Origin of the sequence: Grimontia celer, from assembly GCF_900055185.1 — a bacterium.
In the GTDB taxonomy this organism is placed as follows: domain Bacteria; phylum Pseudomonadota; class Gammaproteobacteria; order Enterobacterales; family Vibrionaceae; genus Enterovibrio; species Enterovibrio celer.
The window spans coordinates 1,722,762-1,735,441 of the sequence record NZ_FIZX01000001.1; the positions used below are offsets into that span (position 1 = coordinate 1,722,762).

Sequence of the window (12,680 nt, forward strand, 5' to 3'; positions counted from 1 at the left end):
GGCGATCTAGAATGAAAAATGAGCGCTAAATCTGATTTTTTAGCTTTCACCATTTGAAAACATTTTCATTACATGGCTACTATTTCATCAAACAAGGAAAATTATTTGGAGATAGCAAGGATGGGAACCGTAAGGCTAACTACTGCTCAGGCGTTGGTGCGCTACCTCGCCGCACAGCAAATCGAGATTGATGGGAATGTGGAGTCATTGTTTGGCTGCGCCTTTGCGATATTTGGCCATGGTAACGTGACCTGTCTGGGCCAACAGCTGTATGAGAATCAGTCTGTTTTCCCTACCTGGCGTGGACAGAATGAGCAATCTATGGCGTTGGCAGCAGTGGCCTATGCCCGTGCTCACAAACGCCGCCGCATCGGTATTGCTACCTCATCGGTAGGCCCTGGCGCCGCAAACATGGTGACAGCGGCAGGCGTCGCACACACCAACCGTTTGCCTTTGCTTTTGCTCTGTGGCGATACATTTCAGTCTCGCTTACCTGACCCGGTGCTTCAGCAAACGGAACACTTTGCTAATCCTTCACTGACGGTGAATGACGCCTTCAAATCTGTCACACGCTTCTGGGATCGCATCAATGCGCCGTCACAACTGACTGTTGCATTGCCACAAGCGATCGCGACTATGCTGGACCCTGCCGATTGTGGACCCGCGATGATCGCCCTTCCGCAAGATGTGCAAGGTCAGGCATGGGATTTCCCTGAAAGCTTCTTCGAACCCAAAGTTCACCGTATCCGCCGTCCACAGCCGGAAGAAGTGGATTTGGACGCAGCAGTTGAAGCGCTGAAAACTGCCAAGAAGCCGCTGATCATTGCTGGCGGCGGTGTGTTCTATTCCGGCGCGCGTGATGCCTTGGTTAGCTTTGCCGAGAAGCACCAAATCCCGGTAGTGGAAACCATCGCAGGCCGTACCTTGTTGCCAGACGATCACCCACTGAATTGCGGCCCGATTGGCGCAACAGGCTCAGACAGTGCCAACCACATGTGTAACGACGCGGATTTAGTGCTCGCTATTGGCACCCGTTTGCAAGACTTCACCACAGGTTCTTGGACACTGTTCCGCGATCCCGGTATGAAACTTATCAGCATCAACGCTGGCCGTTTTGATGCTAACAAGCACATGGCGCAATCCATCATCGCTGACGCAAAAGACACCATTGAGCCGCTTGACGCAAAGCTCGGCAATTGGACAACCGACGCAGCTTGGGTTGAAAAAGGGAGAGCGGAAAAAGCCGCATGGACGGAAATCGTCAACGGCCGCACGGCATTTGTCGAGACAACCTTGCCTTCATACGCGCAGGTCGTTGGTAAGGTGAACGGCCTCATCAATGAGGGCGACCGCGTTATTACTGCCGCCGGCGGCTTACCTGCCGAAATCAACATGAACTGGCAGGCGACCTATCCGTATTCGCTGGATGTGGAATTCGGTTTCTCCTGCATGGGCTACGAAGTCGCTGCCGGCTGGGGAAACAAGATTGCCAGACCAGACCATGAATCTATTGTGATGGTCGGTGATGGTTCATACCTGATGATGAATTCCGACATCTACAGCTCTGTGCTGACCGGACACAAGATGATTGTGGTGGTGTGTGATAACGGCGGTTTCGCAGTGATCCGTAAGCTGCAAACCAATACAGGTAACACCGCCTTCAACAACCAGTTGGAAGACTGTACCACAGAACGTGATTACGACCTGCCGCGCGTAGATTTTGTAAGTCATGCAAAAGGCTTGGGCGCACATGCAGAGAAAGTCACCAGCTTGGGCGACTTTGATGCCGCTTTCGAACGTGCCAAAGCGGCAGATCGCACCTATGTATTGGTCGTCGACATCGACGATACCAAATGGTCGTCTTGTGATGCCTGGTGGGAAGTCGGTCTGTCAGAAGTCTCTGACGATCCAAATATCATCGAAGCCCGGGATAACTGGGAGCAAGGACGCGTTCATCAGCGTCGTGGCGTGTAATAACAACAAGGAGAACACGCATGTTTAACGAAGAATTCCAGCTTGATGCACCGATCCGTTGGGGAATGGTTGGCGGTGGCCGCGGAAGTGAGATTGGTTACTCGCACCGCGCTGCTGCCCAGCGTGACCGTCTGTTTACCTTTGTTGCAGCGGCACTGGATTTGGATGCGGAACGTGGACGAGACTTCGGGACCAAGCTGGGTCTTGCTCCCGAGCGCTGCTATCCCGACTACAAAACCCTGTTTGCAGAAGAAGCCAAGCGTGAAGATGGGATTCAGGCTGTGTCTATCGCCACGCCGAACTCTACCCACTATGAAATTGCCAAAGCGGCACTGGAAGCAGGTTTGCATGTCATTTGTGAAAAGCCCGCCACCATTCATGTTGAAGATGCACTTGAACTGAAAGCTTTGGCAGAAAAGCAAAACAAGATGCTGGCAGTGATGTATGGCTACACCGGATTTCAGATGGTCCATCAGGCGCGCGAAATGGTGCGTCGCGGTGACATCGGCGCCGTGCGTGTTATTCAGATGTCTTTCGCCCACGGTTTCCACAACACCGAGATTGAGAAAAACAGCCCAGGCGCAAAATGGCGCATGAACCCGGAGGTATCCGGACCAAGTTTCATTATTGGCGATTGCGGTACGCATCCGTTTTACATGGCCGGCATGATCACGGGGCTAAAAGTGAAGTCCCTGATGTGTTCACGCCAGAGCTTTATCGAATCCCGCACGCCATTGGAAGACAACGCCCATGTGGTGTTCCAATTTGAAGGTGGAGCGGTTGGCACACTTTGGGCGAGCGCCATCAACAGCGGCTCGATGCACCAGCAGAAAGTCCGCATTGTCGGCGAGAAAGCTAGCCTCGAATGGTGGGATGAATATCCAAACCAGCTTCGCTATGAAGTTCAGGGGGAACCTGTTCGTATTCTTGAACGTGGTATGGGCTACCTACACAACGATGACCCTGGCGTTTCCGCCAATCGTCAAGGCGGTGGTCATGCTGAAGGTTTCTTCGAGTCCTGGGCAAATCTTTATCACCGCTACGCACTTGCGATTGATGCCTACAACCGCAATGACAAAGCCTTCCTTGAAAGCCATTGGTACCCAGATATCGACGGCGGTATCGATGGTGTGAAGATGGTGAATGCCTGTGTGAAATCGGCCGATAACGGTGCCGTTTGGGTGGACTATGACTGATTCCATTCACCTTTCAGATTGGCAGGCCAACAGGGACCGTCCGATAGACGTGGTTTGTCTGGGCCGCGCTGGGGTCGACTTCTACGGCAATACGGACGGTGCCGACTTCAACGCTGAATCCAGCTTCAAAAAATGCGTCGGCGGATCGCCTGCGAATGTAGCGATTGGTCTTGCGGAACTTGGCGCCAAAGCAGGTTTTATTTCCTGTCTGACGGATGATGCTCAGGGGCGTTATGTCCGTCATTACATGGAAAACAAAGGCGTAAACCTTGACGGTGTCACCACGCTGACCGGCGAATACCGCACCAGCCTTGCGGTGGCAGAACTGCGCCCGGAACCAGAGGTGGTGATTTACCGTAATAACGCGGCTGACCTTGCGCTCTGTGTTGAACACATAGACAGCAGCTACCTCAGCAACGCCCGATGTCTGTTTGTTTCAGGTACCGCCCTCTCTTCAAGTCCTTCTCGTGAGGCCACGTTCTGCGCGATGCAAATGGCACAACTGTCAGGCACCTTAGTCGTACTGGACTTGGATTACCGCCCTTACTCGTGGGCCTTTCCTGAGGATCCTCCTCACTTCTACCGTCTTGCCGCTTCTTTCTGCGACGTGGTGATTGGTAATCGCGAAGAGTTCGAGGTAATGGGCATTCCGCATGACGTTGAAGGCAGCCATGTCAGTGCAGCATCAGAGCTGTTAAGTGGCAGTGCAGAGCTGGTCATCGTAAAAGGCGGCGCTGAAGGGTGTGATGTCTTTGGGTTAGATAGCGATAACAATCTCGCCAGCCTGTCTCAACCTATATTCAAAGTGGAAGCGCGCAAACCTTACGGTGCTGGTGACGCTTTTGCTGCCGGCCTGCTTTTTGGTCTGCTAAATCAATATTGTTTACAAGACGCCGTGGCCATGGGGGCAGCCAATGCTGCCATTAATGTCACAGGCGACACCTGCGCAGATGCGATGTCTTCTCTCGCGCCGCTTCAGGCGTTCATGCGCAGCCGGGACTATCACTTCGCTGATGATAAGTGACAGTGCCACTAATTGGGTAAAAGGAGTTAACCATGGGAAAACACATAGCGCCATTTGATAACCGTAACGAGCCAGTTATCGGTATCAATGACGACACCACACCCCTCTGCTATTTCAACCCGGTCAAACTGGCTTCGGGCGAGCAGTACAGCTACCAACTTAACGAATACGAATCAGCTGTGGTCTTGGCTGGAGGCACCTGCGATATCACCGTGGACGGTGAAATATTCAGCAACATAGGCAAACGTGCGTCAGTTTGGGATGGTGATCCCGCCGCTGTCTATGTGCCTGCAGGTAGCCAAGCCACCATTACCTGTGTTTCAGAGAATGCCGATGTATTGATTGCCGGAGGACGTTATGAGCCGGAAGAAAACAGCGAGAAACTCACCCCATTCGCCATCCAGCCCGAAGACACAGACAAAGTGCAATACGGCAGCGATGACACCAAAACACACAGAAAAATCAAACATATCCTCGGACAGAAAAACGCAGACCAGCGCGGAAGATTGCTCGTCAGCGAACTGTTTACTGTCGGCGCAGGAGGTTGGTCAGGATTTCCTCCCCACAAACATGATGAAGAACGGCCGCCGCAAGAAACGCGTTACGAAGAGGTGTACCAGTTCAGATTCAATCCGGGTCACGGGTTTGGGGCACAATTCCTATATGAGCACGAAGACGACTACGGACCTGTCTACCACGTCAGAACCGGAAGCGTCATCGCCATAGACAAAGGCTATCACCCTTCCGTCGCCGCACCGGGCTATGAGATGTACTACTTCACCATCATTGTCGGTGAAAAGAGTAAGTCTCTCGTGCAGTACTTCGATCCTCACCATGAGTATCAGGTACACACGATTCCCGGCATCAAAGACATGGTCGCCAAGTTCAAGTAACGCTTAGGGTTTATTCCCCCTAGTAATCTAGTTATAACGGAGACAAGGATGCTAGTTACCCTGAACGACCTTATGCCGGAAGCCGCGTCGTCCCAAGGCGCGGTGCCTTGTTGTAACGTATTTGGTATTGAAGAAGCACAGGCGATTATCGCGGCCGCTGAGGAACTGAACCTGCCTGTGATCCTCGCCGTGAACAAAGACATGGTGGATCTCGCCGGTGTGGAATCTATGGCAGGCATGCTGCTCCCCATGGCACGGGCCAGCTCTGTACCTGTGGTGGTTCACCTCGATCATTGCTATGAAGAAGCCATCGTGTACCGCGCCATTCATGCCGGATTCAGTTCGGTGATGTTTGATGGTTCACAATTACCTCTCGAAGAAAATATCCGCCGAACAAGAGCGGTTGCTGACGCAGCCCATGCTGTTGGTGTTTCGGTCGAAGGTGAACTTGGCTCTGTGCCTTATCAGGAAGGCCGTGACCATATCAAATCTGAATTTACCGATCCGGAAGAAGCACGTATTTACGCCGAACAAAGCGGTATCGATGTGCTTGCGATTTCGGTCGGCAATGTCCATCGCATGACAGAAGCGGGAAGCCCGATTAATTTTCCCTTGCTTGATGAGATCGAATCGGCCACCAGCTTGCCTTTGGTGATTCACGGCACCACAGGTATCACTGAAGCTGATCTTCGCAAACTCAAAACGCGCCGAATCGGTAAATTCAATGTGGGGACGACACTTAGAATGGCTTTTGGCAATGCGATTCGTGAAGCCATGGCTGAAGAACCGAATAAATTTGATAAACAGTATTTCGCGGGCAAAGCCATACCTGCGTTGAAGCAAGAAGCCATGCGAGTGCTCACGCTCCTGGCAGCAGATAAGGAGTGACGATGAGCAAGGCGTATAAGAAACTCGGGCGACGTTTAAGACTCGGCGTGATAGGCGGAGGGCCAGATTCCTTTATCGGCTCCATTCACCGCTCGTCTGCCACCATGCATGAAGAGTTTGATGTTGTCGCAGGTGTGTTTTCCTCAAACCCCGAGCGTTCAATTGCTGCTGGAAAATCTATGGGGATTGCACGCCCTTATGGCGACCCGAATGCCTTGTTTGCTGGAGAAGCTTTAGCGGATGAGCCCATAGATGCGCTTGCGATCATGACGCCCAACAACAGTCACTATGAGCTGTCATGCCGCGCATTAGATGCTGGTTTTAACGTGTTCTGCGAAAAACCTCTGACCATGACTGAAGATGAATCTGCTGACTTGGTCAAGCGGGTCAATACATCGGGTAAGCGTTACTGCGTCGCCTACGGCTACAGCGGTTATGCCATGGTCCGTCAAGCGCGTGAAATGGTCGCACAGGGTGTGATCGGTGACATCACCATGGTGCAAAGCAATTACGTTCAGGGGCACTTGGCAGAGCTGACAGAATCTGAGGTTGCTGGCTCTAACTGGCATATGAAGCCAGAGCTTGCTGGCCCTTCATTGATCCTTGGCGATATCGCGACGCATAGCTATCACCTGACCAGCTATGTCGCTGGTATGGAAGCCAGTTCATTGAGCGCCGATGTGACCGCATTGGTCGATGGACGCACAGCAGATGATTACTGCGGCATATTGCTTCGCTATCCCAACAATGCTCGCGGTATTTTCTGGGTCACACAGGCCGCAGCCGGCGGTGTTCATGGTTTGAGCTTTACCATTTACGGCACCAAAGGTGGCTTGGAATGGCATCAGGAACAGCCTAATGAGCTGACAGTCCGCCCTATTGATAAGCCCGCTTACGTGCTGACAAAGGGTGGCAAAGGCTTGTCCGGTGCAGGTAAGCGCGTTTCCCATGTCGCTATCGGTCACCCAGAAGGCTATCGCGAGGCATTTGCCAACCTCTACTACGACTTTGCCTCCAACATCATTGATGATCTGACAGGTGAAGCACCGGAACCACTGAGCCTGTGGAACCCGACCGTCCAAGACGGTGCATACGGCATGGCGTTTGTTTACGCTGCGGTGCGTTCACGCGACAACGACGGTGAATGGAAGCCCCTGAGAGACCTCACTTAGCTCAATATCAAACACAAACTGTTTATACCTAAACAACTTTGCGAGCAGGTAGCCAGCCGTCGGTCTGCTCGCTTTTTTTATCGTATTTAGAACAGTGAATGTTCCTGTCACACGGTACATTAGCAAAGGACGATAAAAGGAGAATACGATGATAGATAACAAGAAAGTGGCACTGTTCGGCTGGCATCCAGATGTGGTGAATTACGACAAGTGGCCAGGCATGACTGCAGAGAAGCTGCGCGCAGCGTTGGAAGGTGACCGAGATAGCTTACTCGAACTGGGCTATGCCGTTGACCTTCACTACATTCGTGATGGTGAAACCGCTTTTGATGCGGCGACTGAAGCACTCACAGGCAAACCTTATGAGTGCGTGCTGATTGGCGCTGGTGTCCGTCGCGACGAGGACCATTTTCTGGTGTTTGAAAAGCTGGTGAATGCCGTTCATAAAGCCGCGCCACAAGCGACGATTTGCTTCAATACCAATCCAAGTGACACGGCGGATGCGATTAAGCGCTGGACGTAATATCCTAGTGATAGTGGGTCGATTGACTCGACCCTTTTCATCTTGTCATGGAGGACACTATGTCGATACGCGCCACAGAAACAGGCTTCAATCCCGAATACAGTGAAGACGCCCCCTCTTTTGAGGATGTCAGCGACCAAAAAGGTATCACTATTATAGAGTTTGGCGCGCCATGGTGTGGTCATTGTCAGGCAGCTGAACCCGCGGTAAAAGCAGTGCTGGAAGCAAAGTCTTTCCCTCACACCAAAGTGTACGACGGTAAGGGAAAGCCTTTAGGTCGAGCCTTTAAAGTGAAGCTCTGGCCAACTCTGATCCTGCTCCAAGATGGATTGGAAATAGACAGAATTGTCCGCCCAATCCATGAAGATGAAGTGGAAGATTTAATCGCTCAGGCTAGCAACTAATAATGCGCTCATCCAAAGGTCAGCAGACCCTAAACCCTAAGGTCTGCTGACCTTTGACAAAAAAAGCGTGCTCCCGCACGCTTTACATACCTATTACTCCTGGGGAAGAGCATCTAACAAAAATGGTGTGTAACACGTGCCGGATGACGCGCCCTCACCATACTCTTCAATATTCGACGCTGCGCAGTGGTCTTCCGGTACACCAATCTTACCGTCAGTGGTTGCTCCCCATGCCCAAACATCACCTTCGTCTGTAACTGCAAAGTGGCTTGATGTGTTCGAGCTCAGTTGCACCACTTTCAGCTCATCAAGCGCTTCCAACTTCACTGGCTTAACGGCGATTTGACGCTCAATGCCAAGTTCATCCACTTCATAGCCGTTACCTGCGTAACCTGTGCCCATATCACCCCAAGAGTAAACATCACCGCCCAGCGTCAATGCGTGGGCATTTCGGCTACCGCCCTGGAAAGCAATAATACGGTCACCACCGAGATTTTCAGGAGACAAAGCAGTCAACACTTCGGGGGTTGGAATCGATGTGATGTCGTTGATCTTATAGAGGGTGTTTGCACTGTTTGGCTCTGGCGTGCCTTGTGCCAGCGCACCGTAATCATTACTGCCCCAGCCATAGACAATCCCTTCTGCATCTACGGCCAGGCCATAATCTGCGCCCGTTTCTACATAGATGATGTTCATGCCTTCAAGAATCTTCTGCGGCTCAGAACGATCTTCGTTTACCGTGCCATCACCTAATTCACCGCCTCTGGCGTTGTTACCCCAAGAATACACATCACCCTCTGCCGTTAATGCAAAAACGTGGTGGTCACGAATCGCAACATGCACGATGAATTCATCACTTGGAATATCCACCAAGCCAAAGGTGTTTTGATCATCATCTTTGTCATCAACACGGCCAAGCTGCAAGTTACCGTTATCGCCGGACGAATAAACCTTGCCAGACTGAGTGACAACGTAAGCACTTGCGCTTCCGCTGGTTGCGTAAGCAGCTAATTCACCATCGGGCAGCGTGACCTCCACAGGAGCATCGGTGGTATTTTCGTTTCCAAGACCAAGCTGACCCCGATTGTTTGGACCAAACACAAACAGGCGGCCATCTTCTGTCACCATGGTGCCGTCAATTTGGTCGGTAGAAATGGATTTGAAGCTAACGCCGCTGATATCTACCCAAGCGCTGGCAGGGTTTGATAATCCGTACAAACGCTGGTTCTGCAGTTCAATGTAACATTCACCTTCCGCTTCAGTGAGACCATCACGAGGTTCTGTCACCAATTCCGTTCCTGCTGGCAGGTACAAATCAGAAGCCCGTCCTAACTTGGTGCGCATCGCGCCTTCACAATAACGGTTTGGGTCTTCACCGTATGAAAAACCACCGTAGTTTTCACCGAAGCTGAAAGGACGTCCACCTTGACTCAAACCCAGCGTGTGGTGATTACCCGCAGCCATTTGTATTTGTTCGTTCGCCGTTGCCCAATTGATGTAGGCGTATGCTTTAGCATCACCAGTCTTCTCAGCAAGCGCTTTCAATTCTGCGCGAGCAACTTTGCCTTTTTTGCTTTTCCCTTTAACAGGTTCAACACTGAGGCCGGTATACATATCCCCATCAGCATCGTCGGCAATAAATGCCTTTAGCAAGGTGAGCGCTTTTTCTTCACGTAAGTCTTTTTCTTTGGTTAAGTCAGCCAAAGAGATGTGTTCAGCGCCTTTCACTTTTTTCAAACGCATACCATCCACTGAGAAACGGATTTTCTCACCTTGCAGGTAGTAGAACGTCCCTCCTTCTCCAGTCGTTCCCTTGTAGAAACCTGATTGATAACTGAGCCCCTCAACCGGAATATCCAGCTTTCCCTGCTCCAACGCAGGACACCCTGCCAGTGCCGCGACGGCACTCGCCAACACCGCTGGTTTCCATATTCCTACTGCCATTACTGCTTTTCCTTTTGTAATTGATAACGATTTGCATTCTTATTATCAAAAAACAAAAAGGAGAAACGCAATATCTCAACTGGCCATGACGCGACTAATTTGGGTAATGAATCAATTTCGCTACAGTCGAAGCATGATCAAATCCTTCACCGCATAAGTTTCGGTTTCCATTGAGGACGTAGTTGACTCAAGATACTCTGGCACAGAGTGGATTCGCGTTAACAAGGAGTGTGGAATCATGGCAATTGAAACTTGGCTGGCATTCTTATCTATTGCTTTTATTGCTGCACTGTCGCCAGGGCCTGCCATTTTATTGGTGCTCACCCACTCTTTCCGCTCTGGCTGGAAAAGGTCAATATTCACCATTGCTGGAAACGTGACTGGGCTATTCATTATGTCGTCAGCTTCCGTATTGGGTTTGAGCGCCTTAGTTTTGAATTCAGCAACGGCCTTTATGGTAATCAAAGCGATTGGCGCAGTTTACCTGTTCTACATCGGCTTTAAGATCTGGCGAAATGGTATGACGATTTCGCTGGATCCATCTGCGCAGGAGCAACTTGCCAAAAAAGGAAACTATTACCTGCAGGGTGTGATGGTGGCATTAACCAATCCGAAAGCCATTGTTTTCGCGACTGCCCTCTTCCCGCAGTTCATCACTATTGAGCAGCCTTTGGCACCGCAGTTCGCCATTTTGGTCGTGACCATCATGTCTTGCTCCGCCATTTGCCTTTTAGGATATAGCTACTGGGGTGGGAAACTACTGACACGATCGGGTAAGTTTGCCGCATCACGCTGGTTGCCTCGAGCCTTTGGCTCCACTTTTATGGGCGCGGGCATTGCGCTGGCGTTAACCGCCCAGCGCTAACCGATAAGAAAAACAAATTGGATTAATACAATCAGGAACAGAGCGAGGCTTAGTCCTTTCCAGAAACGTAATGGGTCGGTTTCTAAAAGCGGCCTGTTTTCATTGGAAGATTTGAACGTAGGATTTGGTTTCATCAAATCCTGTTCAAATTCTGAAAGTGCCTGATAGCGGGCTTTTGGGATTGGATGACATGCCTTTTTGAGCGCCTCATCAAACCAATCCGGCGCAGCAGGACAATAGACCGTAGCTGGCACATAGTTTTGACGATTTGCCGCTCTGGGGTTGGAGGCATTCACTGCTTTGTAAGGTAGATGTCCGGTCAAAAGCTCGTAAACTGTCATACCTAACGAAAATAAGTCAGAGGAGAAATTGGCTTTGTTGCCCTTGAGGTATTCCGGTGCCGCGTAGTTTAAGTCACCGACTGGGTACCCTTCTTCCTCGCTACCCATTAGCTCTTCCAAGCCCGCTGATTGCGCAGTGCCGTAGTCAATCAAAGTCACATTCATGTCTTTGTCGACCATGAGGTTGTCCGGTTTGATGTCGCGATGAACCACCGAAAGACGTTGAAGCACCCGAACCGCTCGAATAGCTCCTTTTGCCAGCGTACGAACCTGAGTGAGCGTCGGCGTTGGATTATCGATCATCCATTGTCTGAGTGTGACACCTTCGATGTAATCGCAGACATGATAGAGGTATGGCGAATAACTCGATGGCGGATGAATCTTCATCACACCGGGTGATTTCACCTGTTCACCAATCCACCCCTCCCGGATAAAGCCCGCAAGATAAACAGCGTCATCCGCAAAGTTGAGCGATGGCATTTTCAATACATACTGACGGCCATCCAAGTCACTGCGTGTCAGGTAGATATGGCTCCGGCTTCCGCTGTAAAGCACCCTCGCCACTGTGTAGTGGTCAATCTTCTGCCCCTCTTTCAAAACAGGCGGAATTTTTCTTTCTGATAAATCGCGGAGCGCTTCGCCATAGGTCGCAGCGGGAAGAGAATCGACAGCTAACAACAGACAAGTGATGTTGTCATCGCTTCCCAACTTGTAAGCGTCATCAACAAACGATGCCGCTAAGTGTTCGAGATCAGACGTGGTATCGGAAGCGTAGAGACGTTGGGCGATTTCCCGCTCTGTCATGGTGTCATGAATGCCATCTGTCGCGAGAAACAACAGATCACCACGCTCAAGTGCTACGGGCTGATAATCCACATTCAAGTGGCTATCAATACCCAGCGCGCGGGTTAAGTGATGTTGGGTTTTACTTTGGTAGTGTCGATGATCCTGCGTAATCTGGGTCAGCCTGTGCTGACGCCAAAGGTAGACGCGGCAATCGCCGACATGAAAAACATGGGCGGTATTCGATTTCACAATCACTGAGCAAAAAGCTGCCACCATGGCACTGGCTTGCGTGCCTGCTTGTTGTCCATGATGGTAAAGCCAGTAATTGAGAGATTTCATCACCTTTCCAGCAGCATCTTTCACTGGCCAGGTAATTGGCGTATCAAGGTAGTTATTCACGAATTCAGTCACACCCATTTCACTGGCTTTCTGACTGACTTCGCTGGTGCTGACGCCATCCGCAATCGCCGCTACCACTCCTTTGTGTTTCAGCTCGCTTGCCTTTTTTGGCAAGTAAACAGCAAAAGCATCCTGATTAGGTGGCTTGCGCCCGGCAACCGAGCTACCACCTGCACGAACGATCAAACGGGAAGCCGCCTCCTGCGTCTCCCCGTTTTCAGTACCGGCAGCGCCATACGACGCTGCCTGATCATGAAACTCTGGTTTCATA

11 protein-coding genes are annotated in these 12,680 nt (G+C 51.1%); 9 read left to right on the forward strand and 2 right to left on the reverse strand.

Annotated elements, in window-relative coordinates; all coding sequences use genetic code 11:
• The first annotated feature begins 120 nt into the window (after window positions 1–120).
• From iolD to GCE9029_RS07625, 8 genes are all read left to right on the forward strand, one after another.
• A complete protein-coding gene (gene iolD / locus GCE9029_RS07590) occupies window positions 121–1,974 on the forward strand; it encodes a 3D-(3,5/4)-trihydroxycyclohexane-1,2-dione acylhydrolase (decyclizing) (protein ID WP_062662287.1) in 1,854 nt (617 codons plus the stop codon).
• 20 nt (window positions 1,975–1,994) lie between these two features.
• Complete coding sequence (locus tag GCE9029_RS07595; RefSeq protein ID WP_062662289.1) at window positions 1,995–3,170, forward strand: Gfo/Idh/MocA family protein; 1,176 nt, start codon at window positions 1,995–1,997, stop codon at window positions 3,168–3,170.
• A complete protein-coding gene (iolC, locus tag GCE9029_RS07600; protein WP_062662290.1) occupies window positions 3,163–4,194 on the forward strand; it encodes a 5-dehydro-2-deoxygluconokinase in 1,032 nt (343 codons plus the stop codon). Before GCE9029_RS07595 ends, iolC begins: the two co-directional genes overlap by 8 nt.
• A 32-nt stretch (window positions 4,195–4,226) precedes the next feature.
• Window positions 4,227–5,087: a 5-deoxy-glucuronate isomerase gene (locus GCE9029_RS07605; protein ID WP_062662292.1), complete on the forward strand. Its 861-nt coding sequence runs from the start codon at window positions 4,227–4,229 to the stop codon at window positions 5,085–5,087.
• A gap of 48 nt (window positions 5,088–5,135) precedes the next feature.
• Window positions 5,136–5,975 carry a class II fructose-bisphosphate aldolase gene (locus tag GCE9029_RS07610; RefSeq protein ID WP_062662294.1) on the forward strand — a complete coding sequence of 280 codons (840 nt, stop codon included), beginning with the start codon at window positions 5,136–5,138 and terminating at the stop codon, window positions 5,973–5,975.
• Window positions 5,976–5,977: 2 nt separating this feature from the next.
• Window positions 5,978–7,147 (forward strand): Gfo/Idh/MocA family protein, encoded by a 1,170-nt coding sequence (locus tag GCE9029_RS07615; protein ID WP_062662296.1) that lies wholly within the window; start codon window positions 5,978–5,980, stop codon window positions 7,145–7,147.
• A gap of 148 nt (window positions 7,148–7,295) precedes the next feature.
• Entirely contained in the window at window positions 7,296–7,670 is a 375-nt protein-coding gene (locus GCE9029_RS07620; protein WP_231870053.1) for a hypothetical protein, read from the forward strand.
• A gap of 59 nt (window positions 7,671–7,729) precedes the next feature.
• Window positions 7,730–8,074: a thioredoxin family protein gene (locus GCE9029_RS07625; RefSeq protein WP_082804299.1), complete on the forward strand. Its 345-nt coding sequence runs from the start codon at window positions 7,730–7,732 to the stop codon at window positions 8,072–8,074.
• A gap of 93 nt (window positions 8,075–8,167) precedes the next feature.
• On the opposite strand, the gene GCE9029_RS07630 is transcribed toward GCE9029_RS07625, so the two are convergent.
• Window positions 8,168–10,018, reverse strand: a complete 1,851-nt coding sequence (locus GCE9029_RS07630; RefSeq protein WP_062662298.1) for an RCC1 domain-containing protein — start codon at window positions 10,016–10,018, stop codon at window positions 8,168–8,170.
• A gap of 238 nt (window positions 10,019–10,256) precedes the next feature.
• Here GCE9029_RS07630 and GCE9029_RS07635 point away from each other — a divergent pair, with 238 nt between their 5' ends.
• Entirely contained in the window at window positions 10,257–10,883 is a 627-nt protein-coding gene (locus GCE9029_RS07635; RefSeq protein WP_062662300.1) for a LysE family translocator, read from the forward strand.
• On the opposite strand, the gene GCE9029_RS07640 is transcribed toward GCE9029_RS07635, so the two are convergent.
• A complete protein-coding gene (locus GCE9029_RS07640) occupies window positions 10,880–12,679 on the reverse strand; it encodes a bifunctional protein-serine/threonine kinase/phosphatase (protein ID WP_062662303.1) in 1,800 nt (599 codons plus the stop codon). The two genes, GCE9029_RS07635 and GCE9029_RS07640, sit on opposite strands and share 4 nt — an antisense overlap.
• Window position 12,680 lies beyond the last annotated feature (1 nt).

Excerpts from the sequence above, each read along its gene's own strand:
- iolD (WP_062662287.1), top strand. The coding sequence starts at position 121 with ATGGGAACCGTAAGGCTAACTACTGCTCAGGCGTTGGTGCGCTACCTC.
- GCE9029_RS07595 (WP_062662289.1), top strand. The coding sequence starts at position 1,995 with ATGTTTAACGAAGAATTCCAGCTTGATGCACCGATCCGTTGGGGAATG.
- iolC (WP_062662290.1), top strand. The coding sequence starts at position 3,163 with ATGACTGATTCCATTCACCTTTCAGATTGGCAGGCCAACAGGGACCGT.
- GCE9029_RS07605 (WP_062662292.1), top strand. The coding sequence starts at position 4,227 with ATGGGAAAACACATAGCGCCATTTGATAACCGTAACGAGCCAGTTATC.
- GCE9029_RS07610 (WP_062662294.1), top strand. The coding sequence starts at position 5,136 with ATGCTAGTTACCCTGAACGACCTTATGCCGGAAGCCGCGTCGTCCCAA.
- GCE9029_RS07615 (WP_062662296.1), top strand. The coding sequence starts at position 5,978 with ATGAGCAAGGCGTATAAGAAACTCGGGCGACGTTTAAGACTCGGCGTG.
- GCE9029_RS07620 (WP_231870053.1), top strand. The coding sequence starts at position 7,296 with ATGATAGATAACAAGAAAGTGGCACTGTTCGGCTGGCATCCAGATGTG.
- GCE9029_RS07625 (WP_082804299.1), top strand. The coding sequence starts at position 7,730 with ATGTCGATACGCGCCACAGAAACAGGCTTCAATCCCGAATACAGTGAA.
- GCE9029_RS07630 (WP_062662298.1), bottom strand. The coding sequence starts at position 10,018 with ATGGCAGTAGGAATATGGAAACCAGCGGTGTTGGCGAGTGCCGTCGCG.
- GCE9029_RS07635 (WP_062662300.1), top strand. The coding sequence starts at position 10,257 with ATGGCAATTGAAACTTGGCTGGCATTCTTATCTATTGCTTTTATTGCT.
- GCE9029_RS07640 (WP_062662303.1), bottom strand. The coding sequence starts at position 12,679 with ATGAAACCAGAGTTTCATGATCAGGCAGCGTCGTATGGCGCTGCCGGT.